This is a genomic window from uncultured Tenacibaculum sp. (assembly GCF_947502995.1).
Classification (GTDB): domain Bacteria; phylum Bacteroidota; class Bacteroidia; order Flavobacteriales; family Flavobacteriaceae; genus Polaribacter.
The window spans coordinates 87,749-106,257 of the sequence record NZ_CANNBW010000009.1 but is presented as its reverse complement, the minus strand read 5'-3'; the positions used below and the strand labels follow the sequence as shown (position 1 = coordinate 106,257).

Genomic DNA, 18,509 nt, shown 5'->3' with positions numbered 1-18,509 from the left:
AAAAAACTTTCGATGACTAAACTTTTTAAAATTTTAAAATGGTTACTAATTGTAATAGTTACCATTATTATCCTAGGACTTTTATATTTAAGATTTTCACGATTTTCTGATGGTATGATTTATCATGTAAACGGACTAGAATACAGCGAATTCAAATCTGATTTTAATCATGAAGAATTTTATTTTGATATTGCTAAAAACACCAAAATTCACGCAGCTCTTTTTAAACCAGATTCTATTCCTACAATTGGAACAATATTTCATTTTTCAGGAAAAGGAATGCATTTAATGTCTGTTCAAAAATCATATCAACCTTTGTTAGACAAAGGATTTCAAATCTTTTGCTACGAACGTAGAGACTTTGGAAAATCTACAGGTGAAGCCAAAAACTCTACTATTATACAAAAAGATGCTTTAACCATGTTTGACAAGATCGCTGCTTTACCAAATGTAAAAGAGAAACCTATTGTAATTTGGGGACAATCACTCGGTGGTGCATTTGCGACTATGACAGCTAATAAAAGACAAAATAAAATTAAAGGTTTATTCTTAGAGGGGACTTTTAGTTCTTTTCCTGATATTGGTAAAGAATATGCGGGAGCTTTACATTTAGAAAATTTCAAATGGTTAGTTCCTATTGTTATGAACAATGATTTTCCTGCAGAAGAAGAAATTAAAGAGTTACAAATACCAATTGTAATTGCACATAGTAAAACTGACAAACAAGTTAGGTATGAACTAGGAAAAAAACTTTATAATAATGCACCAAAAAACAACAGTCTTTTTTGGGATATTAACGGTAAGCATATTAGAGGTATTTACAATCATGAAAAAGAGTATGTAAATCACTTCTTAAAAATGATTCAGTAATATGATTGAAGGTATTACGTATATTGAGAATTGTATTGCCAATCCTAATGAACTATTTAATCATTTAATTACAAACGTAAATTGGGATGAAAGAATGGCAGCTCGAAAAACAGCTAGTTTTGGTGTTGCCTATAATTACTCTCAAATTAGTTATCCAGATCAAGAGTTCATTCCCGAGCTAAAAACTATTATCAGAAATATTGAAGAGAAGTTAGGTTTTACACCTAATAATTGTTTGCTTAATTTTTATTTGGATGGAAAATCTAGTATGGGATTTCATTCAGATCAAACCGATATTCTTTACGAAAACACTGGTGTTGTAATTATTTCTTTAGGTGAAACCCGTACACTTCGATTCAGAAAAATTAATGCAAAAGAAGTTACTAAAGATTATCTTTTAACTTCTGGTTCTTTATTCTATATGACCGATACTGTGCAAAAAGAATGGCAACACGCCATACCTAAAACAAATACCGATTTAGGAAGAATCAGTTTGACATTCAGGAAGATTAAATAATTTATTTTATCTTATTTTCTTGAATTCTAAATCTCATACTCATGAAATCGACAGCACATCACGACGAAAGAATTGCTAATATGACATTCGCTTCTGTTTATCCGCATTACGTTACTAAAGTTGAAAAGAAAGACAGAACAGTAGATGAACTACACGAAGTAATCACATGGTTAACAGGTTTTACTTCTGAACAGATACAAAATTTGATTGATGAAAAAGTAACGTTTAGAACTTTCTTTGAAAGAGCAAATCTAAATCCGAATGCTGATTTAATTAAAGGTGTAATTTGCGGATATCGAGTTGAAGAGATTACTAACAAACTAACTCAACAAACACGTTATTTAGATAAACTTATTGATGAATTAGCTAAGGGACGTAAAATGGAGAAAATTCTGAGAAAACCTAAAGAATAAAACAACACAAAATTGTGAAAAAGAGATATAAATTTTTAATTCTATTCTTGGTTTTTATAAGCTTAGGAATATATTTTATTTTTCATTCTGTAGTTCCATACGCTATTATACAACCGCAAAGAATTAGTATAAATAAACAACCTAAAGATTTAAAATTAAAAAGTGAAGAAATAGATATTCTCACTAAAGACAGTTTAACTTTAAAAGGACATTGGGTTAAATCTAATAAAGAAACTTCTAAAGGAATTTTGATTTTTATTCATGGCATTGGAGGTTGTAAAGAACATTTTTTAGAACTATCAAAAAAATTAGCTGAATTAGGAATTGAATCGATTTTATTTGATGGAAGAGCTCATGGTAAGAGTGAAGGAAAATACTGTACTTATGGTTTTTATGAAAAACATGATGTGTCTAAAATTGTAGATTTCATCAAACAAAAAAAACATAACCTAAAAGTTGGAATATGGGGAAATTCTTTAGGTGGCGCCATTGCTATTCAAGCTTTAGAAAAAGATAAACGTATTCAATTTGGTATTATAGAAAGTACATTTACAACATTAAATGAAATTGTTTTTCAATACAAAAAGAACTTACTCAAAGGTTTTGGAATAAAATTCTTATCCGATTTCAGTTTAAAAAGAGCAGGACAAATTGCTAATTTTAATCCAAATAAAGTAAAACCTATCCAATCAGTTACAAATATTACGCAACCAGTTTTGATTGCTCACGGAGATGCAGATCAGAATATTCCTTTTAATTTTGGTAAAGAGTTATTCGAAAACCTTAAATCAAACGATAAAAAGTTTATTCCAGTGAAAGATGGTGGACATTTAGATTTATTTGAAAAAGGAGGAGAAAAATATCAATCGGAATTATTAAATTTTCTATTACAGAATTTTAATTCAAATTAATTTCTTGAATAAGATATTATCAAAAAACATCTTCTAGTTAATATTCAAATTAATATTCAAACATTTCAACACTCTAATTAAAAAATTGTTCGACCTTTGCCGCTTAATTCAAATAAACGAGTAAAATGAACACTAGAGTTATAGCGTTATTAGCAGTTTCTATTGTTACTATTATTTACGGAGTTACTTTTACCGTAGCCAAAGAAGTAATGCCTCATTATGTAAAACCTTTTGGTTTTATCTTTCTTAGAGTATTTGGTGCTGCTGCTGTATTTTGGTTTTTAAGTTTATTTATTAAAAACGATAAAATTGAAAAAGGTGATTATAAAACCATTGCCTTATCAGCTTTCTTCGGTATTGCATTAAACATGCTTACCTTTTTTAAAGGTTTAAATTATACAACACCAATTAGTGCATCTGTAATGATGGTAACTTCACCTATTTTAGTGCTTATTTTTTCGAGTATTTTAATTAAAGAACGTCCAACATTAACCAAAATCATCGGTGTTATTATCGGATTAATCGGTGCAGTCGTTCTTATTGTTTACGGAACAGAACCAGGTGCAGATGCTAAAAACATGATGTTAGGAAACTTCTTAGTATTTATTAATGCGGCATCCTACGGAATGTACTTGGTTATTGTTAAAAAAGTCGTTGCAAAATATAAACCGGTTACATTTATCAGATGGCTATATTTCTTCGGATGTATTTTTGTATTTCCTTTTGGAATAGCTGAATTCTCTGAAGTACAATGGACGATTATTCCTACATCAGGTTATTTAAGAATAGGATTTGTTGTCATATTTGCTTCTTGTATCACTTATCTTTTCAATCTATTTGCATTATCAAAATTAAAACCAACAACAGTAAGTGTTTTCATTTATTTACAACCTGTTGTCGCTAGTATTTATGCATTATTGGTAGGAAGTGATCAATTAAATACGATTAAAATCTTAGCAAGTATTTTAATATTTATTGGTGTATACTTGGTTTCTAAACAAACTGCCGAGAGTACAAGCAAATAATGTATCTTTACAGCCAATTAAAAACAACCTATGATTCAATCAATGACAGGATACGGTAAATCCGTATTACAACTTCCTACTAAAAAAGTAACTATTGAGATTAAATCACTTAATAGCAAAAATTTAGATATCAATACCCGTATTCCTTCATACTACAAAGAGAAAGAATTAAGCATCAGAAAAAAACTAGCTTCAGCATTAGTAAGAGGTAAAGTTGATTTTTCTATTTATGTTGAAATCACTGCTGATGAAACTTCTTCTTCTATAAATAAGGCTGTTGTAAATAAATATATCGATCAACTTAGAGATATTGTAGTTGTTGGTACTTCTGACGATGTGAAGTTATTAGAAATGGCTGTTCGTATGCCAGATGCTTTAAAAACTGAGCGTGAAGAATTAGATGAAAATGAATGGAGTGAAATTGAAAGTCATATCGATACTGCTTTAAAAGATATTGTTCAATATAGAATTGATGAAGCTGCTTCATTAGAGATTGACTTTAAACAACGTATTACCAATATTAAAAGTTGTTTGGCTCAAGTTCATGAAATGGACGGTGAAAGAATTGAAAACGTAAAACAACGTTTAGGAAAAGCTTTAGATGAATTAAAAGTTGAAGTTGATGAAAACCGATTTGAGCAAGAATTAATTTACTATTTAGAAAAGTTAGACATTAACGAAGAAAAAGTTCGTTTAGCAAATCACTTAGATTATTTCTTACAAACTTTAGATACTAGTGACTCTAACGGAAAAAAATTAGGATTTATCGTTCAAGAAATTGGAAGAGAAATTAATACTACTGGATCGAAAGCAAACTATGCTCCGTTACAAAAAGTAGTGATTCAAATGAAAGACGAGTTAGAAAAAATTAAAGAACAAATATTAAACGTATTATAATGGCGAAAGAGTTTCAAGGAAAATTATTTGTGTTTTCAGCACCATCTGGATCTGGTAAAACAACAATTGTTCGTCATTTATTAGCACAGGAACGTTTTAATTTAGAGTTTTCAATTTCTGCTACTTCTAGAGCTCCACGTGGAGAAGAAAAAGATGGAATTGATTATTATTTTATCTCAAGAGATGAATTTATTCAGAAAATAAAAGCTGAAGAATTCTTAGAGTGGGAAGAAGTATATACTGAAAACTTCTACGGAACTTTAAAAACAGAAGTAGAACGTATTTGGTCTGAAGGAAAACACGTGATTTTTGATATTGATGTTGCTGGTGGATTACGTATTAAGAAGAAATTTCCTGAAGAAACATTAGCTGTTTTTGTAAAACCACCAAGTGTTGATGAATTAAAAAGACGCTTAAAGGAAAGAAAAACAGAAAGCGAAGATAAAATCAACATGCGAATTGCTAAAGCTTCTGTTGAATTAGCTACTGCGCCTCAGTTTGATACTATTATTAAAAACTACGATTTAAGTACAGCTTTACAAGAAGCAGAAGATCTAGTTTCAGACTTTATTGGTTTAGATAAAAATTAGAAGTCAAAAGAGTTCATGAAAAACATCGGATTATACTTCGGAACATTTAATCCTATTCATATTGGGCATTTAATTATTGCCAATCATATGGTAGAGAATTCTGATTTGGATGAAATCTGGATGGTTGTTACACCTCACAATCCTTTCAAGAAAAAAAGCTCTCTTCTTGATAATCATCATCGTTTAGAAATGGTATTTAAAGCTACTGAAGATTACGATAAAATTTCTCCTTCAGATATAGAATTTAAATTACCTCAACCGAATTATACAGTTCATACTTTAGCACATATTTCTGATAAATACCCAAATTACAATTTCAGTTTAATTATGGGAGAAGACAATTTAAAAAGTCTTCATAAATGGAAAAACTACGAGGTAATTTTGCAAGAACATCAAGTATATGTTTATCCGAGAATTTCTGAAGGAAAAGTAGAAACTCAATTTGATAATCACCCGAAAATTCATCGTGTAAATGCCCCAATTGTTGAGATTTCTTCTACAATGATTCGTAATGCTATAAAGGAAAATAAAAATATTAAACCATTACTAACTGCTGAAGTTTGGCAATACATAGATGAGATGAACTTTTATAAAAAATAGTTGTCCTATTTTTTCGTTGTATATTTGAGAATCCAAACCTAGTATTCGTGGCTAAAAACAAGAAAAAACCGAGTAAGTTAAAACAAAAGCTGACCGATAAATACAGATTGGTAGTTTTAAATGAAGATACGTTTCAAGAACGTTTTTCATTAAAATTATCGCGTTTAAATGTTTTTGTATTCGGCGGTATTTTTTCTATTCTATTAATTACACTTACTACGTTTTTAATCGCCTTTACTTCTTTAAAAGAATATATTCCTGGCTATTCTTCAACAAAACTAAAAAAAGACGCAAGTCGATTAACTTATAAAGCAGATTCGTTACGTATTCGTTTAGCTGTCTTAGAAAAATTTACCCAAGCTATTCGTCCGGTTTTAACTGGCGATGTAGAACCAGAAGCTATTGATTCTATTAGAAACGAAGTAGACAAAGCGACTATCGATTACAAAAAGTTAGAAGCTACCGAACAAGATTTACAATTTAGAGAAGAAATAGAACGTAAAGATCGTTATGCGTTATCAGCTGGAACAGCAAACAAAGCCAAAATTGTATTCTTTGCTCCAATTACCGGAAATGTAACACAATCTTTTAATGCTGCCAATAAACACTTCGCTATAGATATTGTTGCCGAAACAGGAACTCCTGTAAAATCAATTGCAGACGGAACTGTTATTCTTTCTGGATGGACAGCAGAAACTGGTTATATTATTACAGTACAACACGCTAATAATTATGTTTCTGTATATAAACATAACGGACAATTACTAAAACAACAAGGTGACTTTGTAAAATCTGGTGAAGTTATTGCTAGTGTAGGTTCTACAGGTGAATTAACAACCGGACCTCACCTTCATTTTGAGTTGTGGAACAATGGTTATCCTGTAAATCCAACTAGCTACATTAACTTTCAGTAATAATTAGCAGTAAAATCTTCAAGCTTCAAGCAAAATAAAACTCTATGTCATTAAAATCTTTATTAGCTATTCCTTTCGCAAAACGAGCGGTAAAACAAGTAAGAAAATGGGCTTCTAAACCAATTAAAACTCAAGATAAAGTTTTTCAATATTTAATTTCTGAAGGATGTAAAACAGCTTTCGGTAAAGATCATGATTTTGTTTCGATTAATTCTTATGAAGATTTTAAAAAACGTGTTCCTGTTAATGATTATGAAGGTTTACGTCCTTATGTAGATAGAATGGTCGCTGGTGAAGAAAATATTTTATGGAAAGGAAAACCAATCTATTTTGCTAAAACATCTGGAACAACATCTGGTGCAAAATATATTCCAATCACAAAAGAATCGATGCCAACACATATTAAATCGGCACGAAATGCTTTGTTATTTTACATTAATGAAACTAAAGATGCTTCTTTTGTAAATGGAAAAATGATCTTTTTACAAGGAAGTCCGGTTTTAGATGATATGAATGGAATTAAATTAGGTCGTTTAAGCGGAATTGTAGCGCATTATGTACCTAATTATTTATTGAAAAATAGGTTACCAAGTTGGGAAACGAATTGCATTGAAGATTGGGACACAAAAGTAGATAAGGTAGTTGAAGAAACATTACCTGAAAACATGAGTGTAATTAGTGGAATTCCTTCTTGGGTTCAAATGTATTTTGAAAAGTTAATTGATAAAACAGGAAAAACAATTTCTGAAATTTTCCCTAACTTCAATTTCTTCATTTACGGCGGTGTAAACTTTGAACCTTACAAGAATAAATTCGAAGCTTTAATTGGTAAAAAAATCGATTATATCGAACTATATCCAGCTTCTGAAGGTTTTATTGCATTTCAAGATTCTCAAAAAGAAAAAGGAATGCTATTACAGCTTGATTCTGGTATTTTTTATGAGTTTATTCCTGCTACTGAATTCTTTGATGAAAATCCAACGCGTATTTCCTTAAAAGACGTACAATTGGGTGTAAACTACGTTATCATCTTAAATACTACTGCCGGACTTTGGGGATATAATATCGGAGATACTGTTGAGTTTACTTCTCTAACTCCGTATCGAATAAAAGTTACTGGAAGAATTAAGCATTTTATTTCTGCTTTTGGTGAACATGTTATTGGTAAAGAAGTAGAAAAGGCCTTAAATGATGCCATCGTTGGAACAAATGTAAATGTAAGTGAATTTACTGTAGCTCCACAAGTAAATCCAGAATCTGGATTACCATATCACGAGTGGTTTATTGAGTTTGAAAATGAACCAGAAAATTTAGATGAAATGGCTGCAAAAATTGATACTTCTATGCAGCAACAAAATATTTATTATCAAGATTTAATTGAAGGAAAAGTATTACGTCCATTACTGATTAGAAAAGTTAAAAAAGGCGGTTTTCATGAATACATGAAATCCATTGGTAAATTCGGCGGACAAAATAAAATCCCTCAACTTTCTGATAACCGTAAAATAGCCGATGTTTTAGAAGGTTTTTTAGTGGAGTAAATACTTCTACAAAACAAACCACCGAAATCGTATTTAATTTCGGTGGTTTGTTTTTTTGGTTATTTGAATTGTTTACACTGGTTTTGCATAAAAATCTTGTAATGAATTAGTGTATAAATAATCATCTAAAGTCATTTTCCAAAAATCTATCTTGGTGGGGTTTTTACTTCCAGTTGGCACTAACATTAAATTGCTTTTTCCTGAAACTTTATGAGCTTTTAAAGTTGTGTTTTCTAAATAACGTTGATCTAAACTTACATCGAAATGATACAAATAATCGTAAACAAACTCTACATATTCTCGTTTAGAAACCTCAGCAAGACTTTTCATTATTAAAGCTTCATAATTATTCGTTATTGCATCTTGAAGTTCGACTGCATTTAACGGATTTCCATTTAGAACTGGCATAATATTAAACTGTCCGTCAATAAAAATCCATTTGTTTAACTCTGGAGAATATACTTCTGTTGCCACATGACCTGGCGATCCTTTTCTCGTTTCAACATCTTTTGTTTTTAAATAAATCGTACGTGATTTAAAACCTGCATTTTCTAATTGAGATTTTAACACTACAGCATATGCAAAACATGGAAAGTTTTTTCCTTCTTTCGCTTCATTTAAAATAGTAATTGCATCTGGTTTACTTGGCGATACGTTTCCATTATGCTTCCATCTACTATTTGTCCAATTTAATACGCTTAAAATCTTATCAAGATCAGAAGTTTTATTAGCAATTACATCGTGTATAGGATATTTTTCTTCCAAATCTTTTAAATAAGGAACATCTTCACTTTCTGAATATTTAATCTGTAAAGAATTATTTACATCAGAAGTATTAAAAGTTATGGTTTCTTTAGGATAAGCTTCTCCGATTATTAGCATGTGTGCGTATGAGGAATCTTTATATTGTGCATAAAACTCATAGTTTTTATTTCCTTCTACTGAAAATGAAATACTATCTATTTCTGAAGCAAAAACTACCGGTTCGCTAGCATTTAAACAACTTATTCGTAAAGTATCTTTTTGTTTGTTAGTTGTAATTCCCCAAGCTCCTTTATACCAATTATTATTAAACTGAACATCAACTGTTTTTGAATTCGCTTTTAAAACTGGTAAACCTTTATAAGTTTTAGATTCATTAGCACAAGAAATAACAGTAACAACCATTAATCCGAAGAGCAATTTTTTCATATAAATTTGTTTTAGTTTGGTTTTAGTTATGCAATTTAAAAAAACTCTCGATTAATGATTGTTTGATTTCTTAAAACTGAGTTAAACCTTTAATTATTTAGCCTTTAGATTTTTCTTAAGAAAATATTTCCGCTAATAGTTTTTAACTCTAAAGACGCTGTTCCGTTTTTCACTTTACCATAGATTTTTTGATGTGCATCGCGTCTTCTTTTATTATCAAAATCGATTTTTAAATCTGAATACACTGTTCCTGTTAAAGTTTGTGCCTTAAATTCAGCATCAGCAACATAAACGTCAATATCTCCACTAATTGTTTTTAATTTCATGTTTTTCGAATGTTCTTTCACAGTAATATCCCCACTAATTAAATCCAACATTAGTTTACCTTTATAAGTAACTTCTGTTACATTACCAGAAATACTTTTCACTTTTAAATCTACATGTTTAGGTAAATAAATCGTGTAATCTACAATTACTTCATTATGAGAATCACAGTAATTACAATTTTCACAATCATTGTTTTTCTTTTTTGAAAGCACGGTTCTATTTCTGTTGAAGAAATTTCCATAATCTGACTTTATTAAATAAATGCCTCCTAATTTTTCACCTTTTAGTGAGAAATATTTATTGTCTTTATTATCGTTTAAGTTTGCTGAAGCTGTTACTAAAACTTCATTTTTATTCCAGTTTTTAATCTGAATATTCTGAGCAAATTTCACATTAACTTCTACAGTTTCTATTCCTGAAGTTGCGTTTTTAATTTCTGTTTTTTTCTGAGCTGATAGGTTACTAAAAGTCAATAGTATTCCTATGAAAAAAAGTATTCTTTTCATTTTTAGTAGTTTAAAAATTAATTGTTTTTTGGGTTAACTTTCTAAGCTAAATAAGGTAGTATTATTTTTTACGGAGATAAATATTCCCCATTGTAGATTTCAATTTTATCTGAACACCTCCATTATTAAGAGCACTTGAGATTTTCTGGCTTCCTCTAACAGCTTTCAATCCGTCTTTCTTTGGCATTTCAATATCAAAATTGGTATAAAAAGTTCCACGAGTTCTCAAGTCTAAATTTGCTTTAGTATTTTCTGGTATTGTTACATCTATCTCACCTACATTAGAAAAGATTGTAATTGGAGAACTCTGATTTACCTTAGAAAATTCTATGTTCACATTTGCTGCATTAGCATTTACTGTAATTGGTCCTGTAACATCTTTCATTACAATAGCACCTACGTTTGTTTTTGCTTCAACTTCAGATGTAAAACCTATTACTTCTACAGCTCCTAAGTTTGGCGTATCAAAAATGATATTTATGTTTTTAGGTAATGTTATGAATAAATTATTACGTTTTACATGAGATAATAAATCTACTATATTCAATACATTTCCTGACTTTTCAATAGAGAATCCCATACCATCTGTACTATCTTCACCTCCAGGATAAATCGCTTTTAAACCTTTCGTTTTTTCTTTTAAAGATTTATGATGTTTATCTTGATCGTGTTCACAATCACCACAGTGATTATCGTATCCTTTTTCTTTTATAATTAATTCATTAGTTCCTGATGCTGTAATTTTAACTTTTGTATCAGTATCTATTTTTACTGTTTTAATTCCCTGTAATTTGTAAGTAAAACTTTTCTTTTGCCCGTATGCTACAGACATTAAAAGCAATGTTGCTATTGTTATTAATTTTCTCATAATTTTATTAAATTAAAGTTGGCATATTATACGCTAACTCTTGTTTGACATAATCTGGAGTTTCTTCAAGATCTAACAGTTTTTTCATAGGAACGAGCGCTCTTTTTTCCTGAATTTCTGCTAAAACTTGTATTAACTCTATTTGAACCGAAGGTTCTTTATCTGTTTCTAACGCTTTTAATAAAGCATTTCGAACTTTCTCTAAACTTGAAAACTTGGCTAAAGCTTCTATAGCTGCTAAACGTACATTCGTATTTTTATCTACAAACATTTTATTAATTAAAGCATCTATAATACGTGTATCTTCTACTGAATACGTTGTCGTTTTTGAGATCGCTAAAATTCGTTTGCTTGCCGATTGATTTTCTAATAATAAAAATATAGCTTGTTGTTCTTTGTTTGGTTGTATCGTAGATTCATTATTAGATAATTTCCCTAAGAAATAGCCACTAATTAATATTACTACACTTGCTGCTACTCGCAAATAACTTTTCCATTCTTTTTGAGGTGTTAATGCAACAACTTTTGTTTCTTCTTTATTTATTTCTTCTTGTAAAGCAGTTTCAAAGCGTTGCTTCAAATTATTACTTGGTTGTTCTTCTTCAACAGCATTCATAACATCTAAAAAAGATTGAACATTTGCTAACTCTGTTTTACAAGCATCACAAGTTTGAATATGATTTTCAATCGCTATTCTTTCCGATTCAGCAACTTCATTCATTACATACGCCATTAATTGTTCTTGTACATCTTTGCACTCCATCATACTTTAGTTTTTGTTACTTACTGTATTTATTGATTGAAAATAAATTTCCTTTAATTTTTTTAACGCTCTATGCGTTTTCACTTTGACTGCATTTTCTGAACTTCCTACAATTTGTGCAATTTGTTCATATTGTATTTCTTGAAGTTTATGCATTACTATTAACTCTCTGTCTTTTTCATTTAACTTTAATAACGAACGTTGTAAATGTTCTAAATCTTCTTTATTTGAGTCTGTAAAAAGTTTTTCTTTTGTGTTTAAAAAATCATCTTCTATAATATTACTTCGCTCTTTTTTTTGCTTTTGATAATAACTCGAAAATATATTTCTTGCTACTGTATATAACCAAGACGCAAAGTTTCCATTATTATACGATGTTCTATATTTTAAAATTTTAATAAAAACTTCTTGAGTTAAATCTTCACTTACCATTTTATTGTGTGTCATTTTCTGAAAGAAATTATAAATTCGAACATGGTATCTGTCGAATAATATAGACAGCTTATTTAGCTCTCCATTGGCTACAGCCATCATTATTTTCTCATCAGTTAAATGTTTCAACTTTGTGGTAGTTTTGATTAGTTTCTATTATTAATACCTATACTTTTTTTAAAGGTTACATTTTAGTTTCATTTTTTTCATAAAAAAACTCGCCCTAAGGCGAGTTCTGTTATTTTTTCTCAAGTTCGAAAACTTGTTTTATCATTTTATCATCTAAATGATTGAGTCGATACCAACCTTCATCATTAAATAATTCTCTGGCGATATTAATTTTTAATAGTTTTCTTAATTTCTCTTTCGTTTGCATAGATGTTCTAATATCTTTTACTTCATCGAAAAAGCGATCTGATATTTTTCTGTCTTTATCAAATTCATTGACAAACTCATCAAAAGATAATTTATTAAGTTCATCTCTATGATTGTCTACATAATTAAACGCGAAATCATTCATTGGTGTAAAGAAAATTGCTGGTAAGTATGCTGTAGTATCGATTGCTACAAAAACATCTGGAACAATACCTCCACCTCCGTAAACAATTTTTCCTTTAGGAGTTTTGTATTGTAAACTATCTATTAATTTGATACTATCTTTACTAAATAATTCTCCGTTTCTATAACGACTTTCTACTTCATCTCCATAATTGATGCTGTTCTGTAAAGCATTCGGATCTTTTAACTCTAACCCATTCTTATTATATGGTTTTTGTATCGATCTTCCTGTAGGTGTATAATAACGTGCTGTAGTTAATCGTACCGCAGAACCATCACCTAAATCCATTTCTTCTTGTACTAATCCTTTTCCAAAAGATCTTCTTCCAATAATGGTTCCTTTGTCATTATCTTGTAATGCTCCGGCTACAATTTCAGATGCTGAAGCTGAGTTTTCATCAATTAAGACATATAATCCACCTTCTTCGAAATCTCCTCTTTCAGTGGCAAAAGACTCTACAACTTCTCCTCCATTATTTTTAGTAAAAACAATTAGTTTATCGTCTTCTAAAAATTCATCCACTATTTTATTTGCTATATGAATAAATCCTCCACCATTTCCTCGTAAATCTAAAACCAAATCGGTCATTCCTTTTGCTAATAAATCATCTAATGAAGTTTTAAATTCTCGATAAGTATTTTGTGCAAAACGATCTAATTTAATATAACCGATACTATCATTTAGCATATAAGCTACATCTACACTTTTAATATTTATTTTACTTCTTCCAATAGTAATATTAAATAAACTATCGTTTGATTTTCGATATACCTGTAAATTTACTTCTGAGTTTGGAGCTCCTTTTAATCTTTTTAAAATTTCCCTATTTCTTAATCGTTTTCCATACAAAGTATCTTTGTCTGCCATTAAGATTCTATCTCCTGCTAAAATTCCTTTTTTAATACTTGGTCCACCTTCCATAGGGTGAATCACAGTAATCGAATCATTAATTAATCGAAATTGAACTCCTATACCTACAAAATTACCTTGCATACTTTCCGTAACTGCTTGTAAGTTTTCTTTAGGAATATAAACTGAATGTGGATCTAACTTTGTTAGCATTTCTGCTATCGCTCCATCTAATAACTGATCTGTATCAACATCATCAACATAATCTTGTTGAATAAAGTTGATTAGTCGTTTTACTTTTTGTTCGTTTGCGGATGTTTTTCTGAAACGTGAAGAATTACCATTAAAAAAGTAACCAATTAAAATTCCAAAGGTTACTGCTATAGCAAAATATATTGGTAAGTAATTTTTATTCATTCGGTAAATAAATCAATTCTACTCCGGCTTTTTCTAAAAATTTTAATCCAGAAATATCTTTATATTTATTAGAAAACACAACTCTTGTAATTCCTGATTGATGGATTAATTTACTACACTCTCGACAAGGAGATAAGGTAACATATAACGTGGCTCCTTTACAAGTTTGTGTAGAGCCAGCTACTTTTAAAATTGCATTTGCTTCTGCATGTAAAACCGACCATTTGGTTTTTCCATCTTCATCTTCACATACATTTTCAAAACCTGTAGGAGTACCATTATAACCATCTGAAATAATCATACGATCTTTCACGATAATTGCACCTACTTTTTTACGTTGACAATAAGAAAGCTGCGCCCATTCTTCAGCTATTTTCAAATAGGCTTTAGCATACTTTAATTCTTTTTTTGTTAAAGTCATAGGAGAGCTAAAATACGGAGAAAATTAAGTTTTTCACGTTAATTTTTACCAAAAAGCACGATCTACCATCATTTGTAAAGCAAAACCAATTACTATTGATGATGCAACTAAAATCCAGTCTCTTCTGTTTACTCCAAAAATAGATTGCACAAGTGATCCAAACAATAAAATTAAAGCCACAATAATTACTTGAGCAGCTTCCACTCCTAATGCAAATTCTAATAATGGAACCAATTTATCCTCACCTCTACTCACCATCATTTTAAAGTAATTAGAAAAACCTAAACCGTGAATTAAACCGAAGAATAATGCGAAAAATAAATTTTGATTTTCTTTTCCTACTGAAGCTTTTCTGGCTGTTAAGACATTCATTAATCCTGTAATGAAAATTGTTAACGGAATTAAAAACTCAACTAAATCTGCTCTTACATTAATTTTCCCAAAAGCAGATAAAGCCAATGTTATAGAATGACCAATGGTAAATAAAGTGATTAACCATAATACTTTTTTCCATTGTTTAAACTGATAAACAACTGCTAGAACAATTAAAAAAAGAATATGGTCGTATGCTTTGATATCTAAAACATGAAATAATCCTAGTTTAAAGTATTCGATAAATTCGTTCATTATAGGGATTTAAATTTTTATTTGTCGATCTATTTGTTGATCCAAAGATATGAATGTTTCTGTTCTTGAGACTCCTTTTATGGACTGGATATCTTTATTTAACAGATGCATTAAATCTTGATTGTTTTTACACATAATCTTAATAAATACTGCATAATTCCCTGTTGTATAATGACTCTCAACAACTTCAGGAATATCTTTCAATCGTTTAATTGCTGAGGAATACAAACTCGCAGACTCCAAAAAAATTCCAACAAAGGCTGTTGTTGTATATCCTAAAGCTTCGGGGTTTAAAACCATTTTGTATCCATCTATTAGATTAGATTCATCTAATTTGCGTAATCTTTGATGGATAGCAGCTCCGGAAATTCCAACTTCTCTTGCTATACTTAAAATAGGAGTTCTTGCGTCTTTTACTAACCTTTTGATGATAATTTTATCAATACCATCAATTTTTAATTTTTTCGACATAAAAACAAAAATAAGGAAAAGTTTAAAGCATATGAATATCATAGTATAATTTAAAAACTATTATATAATGATTAAATTTGCAATAATGTTTGCTTTAGTTGATTGTAATAATTTTTATGCTTCTTGCGAGCGAGTTTTTAATCCGAACTTGCAAAACAAACCTGTAGCTATTTTAAGTAATAACGATGGGTGTGTAATTTCTAGAAGTGATGAAGCCAAAACAATCGGTTTACCAATGGGAGCTCCTATTTTTAAATGGGAAAACTATTGTAAACAACACAACATTAAAGTAATTTCTTCTAATTATCCGTTGTACGGAGATATGAGTGATCGAGTGATGAAAATTCTAGCTCAATTTACTCCCGATGTTGAAATTTATTCTATTGATGAGGCTTTTCTTCAATTTAAAGGTTTCGAAAATTATGATTTAGATGACTACGGAAATCAAATTCGAAATCGCATTTTGCAGTGGACTGGAATTCCAACTTGTGTTGGTATAGCTCCAACGAAAGCCTTAAGTAAAGTAGCTAATAAAATTGCTCGAAAATTCCTTAAAGAAACCGGAGGCGTTTATGTTATTGATTCTGAAGAAAAAAGAATTAAGGCTTTAAAATGGATGCCCATTGAAAAAGTTTGGGGAATTGGTCGTGGACTTCAGAAAAAATTAAAAGCCGCTGGTTGTGTAAAAGCTTACGATTTTACACAATTGGATAGTGAAACAGTTCGCAAAAAATATTCTATTGTCGTTTGGAGATTACAACAAGATTTACTGGGTAAACCAACAATGCAATTAGACGAAGAAAAGGATAAAAAAGCAATTGCTACAACACGTAGTTTCGAATATACCTATTCTGACATTGAAAACATCAAAGAACGTGTTTCTACATTTGCGACTAATTGTGCAGAAAAATTAAGAAAGCAAAAACACAGTTGTCATATGATTGTTGTTTTACTTCGTAGTGATCGTCATAAAGAACATTTAGAACAACATCGAGTAAGTAAAACAGTAATTCTTCCAAATCCAACCAATTCATCACTAATTATTAGTAAATGTGCTGTTGAGGCTGTTAAAACCATATTTAAACCAGGTATAAAATATAAAAGAGCTGGTGTAATTGTTACAGGTTTGGTTCCTGAAGATAACTTTCAGCTCGATTTATTCACCAAAGAAGATCCTAAACAAAAACCTCTTATGAATGCTATTGATCTTATAAATCAAAAATATAAGTCAAATAGTGTTAAATTAGCCAACCAAGATCTGCAAAGAACTTGGAAAATGCGTCAAGAAAGATTAACTCCTAAATACACAACAAACATTAACGATATAATAGTTGTAAAATGAGTGTAACATTAACATTCTTTAGTCCGAAAAGCACAGAAAGTAAAGGTGCTATTTTCTTTGATACTGGAATTTCTGCTGGTTTTCCATCACCTGCTGATGACTTTAAGGAATCACGAATTTCTTTAGATGAAGAATTAATACGCAATAAAGAAGCTACTTTTTTTGCTCGTGTTAGTGGACAATCGATGATTGGTGCTGGTTTAGATGATAACGATTTATTAGTTATCGATCGAAGTATACCTCCAACAAATAATAAAATTGCGGTTTGTTTTTTAGACGGAGAGTTTACTGTAAAAAGACTACGTGTAGACGGAAATGAAGTTTGGTTACAACCAGAAAATCCAGATTATCCAATTATTAAAATTACCGAAGAAAATAATTTTGTGATTTGGGGTATTGTAACGAATGTGATTAAGCGTGTTTAGTTTTTATTAAACCTTTTTCGCATTTCTTCCCATCTGGGATCCACTAATCCATATCTTCTAGATAATTCATAAGGAACCTGTTTGTAATGATCTTTAGGTAATTCTTTATTCTTTAAGTTTACAACACCAATTTTAGGATATTTACTGTAATTAATTGTTTGTTTTAGTAATTCTTCTTGCGTTTCATCGATCAACAAATTAGAATTGAAATGTTGATTTCTAGAACAAATTTCTAATAAGTTTATTCCTGTCAGAGATTTTAGATTATTCTTAAACAGATGTAAATTATTTAAGCTTTTCATAGAATTTAAGTCTAAATAAATCTCCTCCAATTGATTAAACGAAATATTTAGCCCCTCTAAATTAGCTAGTTTCGAAATTTCTTTAGGAAGTTCTTTTATCTGGTTATCAAATAATGATAAGGTTTCTAAACTTTGTAATTCTCCTATTGATCTCGATAGTTTTGATATGTTATTGAATCCTAATTCAACATATGATAATTTCGAAAGTTTACTTAAATCAATATCTAAATGTGAAAGTTTATTGTTAAAAAAATTTAGGTGTTTCAAATTCTCTAATTCTCCTATTTCATCTGGTAATTCCGAAATTAAATTCTTGTAACCATATAAATGTTCTAGTTGCTTAAGTTTACCAATACTTTTTGGTATTTTTTCTAATCTATTATCCGAAAGATAAAGTCTTTTTAAGTTTTTAAATGCTTTTATATCATCTGGTAGATCTTTAAGCTTATTAGTACTTAAATCTAATACTACAAGATTGGTAAAATTAAAAAAGCTAGCATCTAAGTTCTGTATCAAGTTGTTATCTAAATACAAGACTTTTAAATTCTTTAGTTTATTAATTTCTTCAGGAATTTCTTCAATTTTGTTATTTCTAAGATTAAGATTGGTAAGATGTTCTAATTCGAAAATTTCATTTGGAATAGAAGTCAAACCTTCAGCATTTAAACTTAATAAACTACTTTTTGATTTTCGTACTTCGGCTATTTTTGATAAAACTTGTTTCATACAAT

22 protein-coding genes are annotated in these 18,509 nt (G+C 29.7%); 12 read left to right on the top strand and 10 right to left on the bottom strand.

Annotated features, from left to right (window positions below; all coding sequences use genetic code 11):
* Window positions 1-12: 12 nt before the first annotated feature.
* The 10 genes from Q1A46_RS09010 to Q1A46_RS08965 all read left to right on the top strand — a co-directional run bounded on the left by Q1A46_RS09010 (window position 13) and on the right by Q1A46_RS08965 (window position 8,278).
* On the top strand, window positions 13-870 hold the full coding sequence (locus Q1A46_RS09010) for an alpha/beta hydrolase (protein WP_299676937.1): 858 nt from the start codon (window positions 13-15) through the stop codon (window positions 868-870).
* A 1-nt stretch (window position 871) separates the two neighbouring features.
* Window positions 872-1,387, top strand: a complete 516-nt coding sequence (locus tag Q1A46_RS09005; RefSeq protein WP_299676934.1) for an alpha-ketoglutarate-dependent dioxygenase AlkB — start codon at window positions 872-874, stop codon at window positions 1,385-1,387.
* A 41-nt stretch (window positions 1,388-1,428) separates the two neighbouring features.
* Complete coding sequence (locus Q1A46_RS09000) at window positions 1,429-1,800, top strand: DUF2200 domain-containing protein (RefSeq protein ID WP_299676931.1); 372 nt, start codon at window positions 1,429-1,431, stop codon at window positions 1,798-1,800.
* 14 nt (window positions 1,801-1,814) lie between these two features.
* Window positions 1,815-2,711, top strand: a complete 897-nt coding sequence (locus tag Q1A46_RS08995; RefSeq protein WP_299676928.1) for an alpha/beta hydrolase — start codon at window positions 1,815-1,817, stop codon at window positions 2,709-2,711.
* Window positions 2,712-2,836: 125 nt separating this feature from the next.
* Entirely contained in the window at window positions 2,837-3,736 is a 900-nt protein-coding gene (locus tag Q1A46_RS08990; RefSeq protein WP_299676926.1) for a DMT family transporter, read from the top strand.
* Window positions 3,737-3,766: 30 nt separating this feature from the next.
* On the top strand, window positions 3,767-4,633 hold the full coding sequence (locus Q1A46_RS08985; protein ID WP_299676924.1) for a YicC/YloC family endoribonuclease: 867 nt from the start codon (window positions 3,767-3,769) through the stop codon (window positions 4,631-4,633).
* Complete coding sequence (gene gmk / locus Q1A46_RS08980) at window positions 4,633-5,223, top strand: guanylate kinase (RefSeq protein ID WP_299676921.1); 591 nt, start codon at window positions 4,633-4,635, stop codon at window positions 5,221-5,223. Before Q1A46_RS08985 ends, gmk begins: the two co-directional genes overlap by 1 nt.
* A gap of 15 nt (window positions 5,224-5,238) precedes the next feature.
* The gene (gene nadD / locus Q1A46_RS08975) at window positions 5,239-5,823 is read left to right on the top strand and encodes a nicotinate (nicotinamide) nucleotide adenylyltransferase (RefSeq protein ID WP_299676918.1); all 585 of its coding nucleotides are present in this window, start codon (window positions 5,239-5,241) and stop codon (window positions 5,821-5,823) included.
* A 47-nt stretch (window positions 5,824-5,870) separates the two neighbouring features.
* Window positions 5,871-6,737, top strand: coding sequence for a M23 family metallopeptidase (locus tag Q1A46_RS08970; protein ID WP_299676916.1), 867 nt, complete (start codon window positions 5,871-5,873; stop codon window positions 6,735-6,737).
* A gap of 44 nt (window positions 6,738-6,781) precedes the next feature.
* Window positions 6,782-8,278: a GH3 auxin-responsive promoter family protein gene (locus Q1A46_RS08965; RefSeq protein WP_299676914.1), complete on the top strand. Its 1,497-nt coding sequence runs from the start codon at window positions 6,782-6,784 to the stop codon at window positions 8,276-8,278.
* 72 nt (window positions 8,279-8,350) lie between these two features.
* Here the strand turns inward: Q1A46_RS08965 and Q1A46_RS08960 are convergent, their stop codons facing one another.
* The 9 genes from Q1A46_RS08960 to Q1A46_RS08920 all read right to left on the bottom strand — a co-directional run bounded on the left by Q1A46_RS08960 (window position 8,351) and on the right by Q1A46_RS08920 (window position 15,709).
* Window positions 8,351-9,469: a hypothetical protein gene (locus Q1A46_RS08960; RefSeq protein ID WP_299676912.1), complete on the bottom strand. Its 1,119-nt coding sequence runs from the start codon at window positions 9,467-9,469 to the stop codon at window positions 8,351-8,353.
* A 104-nt stretch (window positions 9,470-9,573) separates the two neighbouring features.
* On the bottom strand, window positions 9,574-10,302 hold the full coding sequence (locus Q1A46_RS08955; protein WP_299676910.1) for a DUF4097 family beta strand repeat-containing protein: 729 nt from the start codon (window positions 10,300-10,302) through the stop codon (window positions 9,574-9,576).
* A gap of 61 nt (window positions 10,303-10,363) precedes the next feature.
* Window positions 10,364-11,170 carry a hypothetical protein gene (locus Q1A46_RS08950; protein ID WP_299676908.1) on the bottom strand — a complete coding sequence of 269 codons (807 nt, stop codon included), beginning with the start codon at window positions 11,168-11,170 and terminating at the stop codon, window positions 10,364-10,366.
* Window positions 11,171-11,177: 7 nt separating this feature from the next.
* A complete protein-coding gene (locus tag Q1A46_RS08945) occupies window positions 11,178-11,933 on the bottom strand; it encodes a HEAT repeat domain-containing protein (RefSeq protein ID WP_299676905.1) in 756 nt (251 codons plus the stop codon).
* Window positions 11,934-11,939: 6 nt separating this feature from the next.
* Window positions 11,940-12,494 (bottom strand): RNA polymerase sigma factor, encoded by a 555-nt coding sequence (locus Q1A46_RS08940; RefSeq protein ID WP_299676903.1) that lies wholly within the window; start codon window positions 12,492-12,494, stop codon window positions 11,940-11,942.
* A gap of 109 nt (window positions 12,495-12,603) precedes the next feature.
* A complete protein-coding gene (locus Q1A46_RS08935) occupies window positions 12,604-14,190 on the bottom strand; it encodes a S41 family peptidase (protein ID WP_299676900.1) in 1,587 nt (528 codons plus the stop codon).
* Window positions 14,183-14,611: a dCMP deaminase family protein gene (locus tag Q1A46_RS08930; RefSeq protein ID WP_299676897.1), complete on the bottom strand. Its 429-nt coding sequence runs from the start codon at window positions 14,609-14,611 to the stop codon at window positions 14,183-14,185. The genes Q1A46_RS08935 and Q1A46_RS08930 overlap by 8 nt, the downstream gene beginning before the upstream one ends.
* A 45-nt stretch (window positions 14,612-14,656) precedes the next feature.
* Complete coding sequence (locus tag Q1A46_RS08925; RefSeq protein WP_299676894.1) at window positions 14,657-15,238, bottom strand: HupE/UreJ family protein; 582 nt, start codon at window positions 15,236-15,238, stop codon at window positions 14,657-14,659.
* Between the two features lie 9 nt (window positions 15,239-15,247).
* Window positions 15,248-15,709 carry an Lrp/AsnC ligand binding domain-containing protein gene (locus Q1A46_RS08920; protein WP_095068982.1) on the bottom strand — a complete coding sequence of 154 codons (462 nt, stop codon included), beginning with the start codon at window positions 15,707-15,709 and terminating at the stop codon, window positions 15,248-15,250.
* Between the two features lie 85 nt (window positions 15,710-15,794).
* Here Q1A46_RS08920 and Q1A46_RS08915 point away from each other — a divergent pair, with 85 nt between their 5' ends.
* Together Q1A46_RS08915 and Q1A46_RS08910 are read left to right on the top strand one after the other, a co-directional pair.
* A complete protein-coding gene (locus Q1A46_RS08915) occupies window positions 15,795-17,051 on the top strand; it encodes a Y-family DNA polymerase (RefSeq protein WP_299677165.1) in 1,257 nt (418 codons plus the stop codon).
* Complete coding sequence (locus Q1A46_RS08910; protein WP_299676891.1) at window positions 17,048-17,476, top strand: LexA family transcriptional regulator; 429 nt, start codon at window positions 17,048-17,050, stop codon at window positions 17,474-17,476. Before Q1A46_RS08915 ends, Q1A46_RS08910 begins: the two co-directional genes overlap by 4 nt.
* On the opposite strand, the gene Q1A46_RS08905 is transcribed toward Q1A46_RS08910, so the two are convergent.
* Entirely contained in the window at window positions 17,473-18,504 is a 1,032-nt protein-coding gene (locus Q1A46_RS08905; protein ID WP_299676889.1) for a leucine-rich repeat domain-containing protein, read from the bottom strand. The two genes, Q1A46_RS08910 and Q1A46_RS08905, sit on opposite strands and share 4 nt — an antisense overlap.
* Window positions 18,505-18,509: the final 5 nt, after the last annotated feature.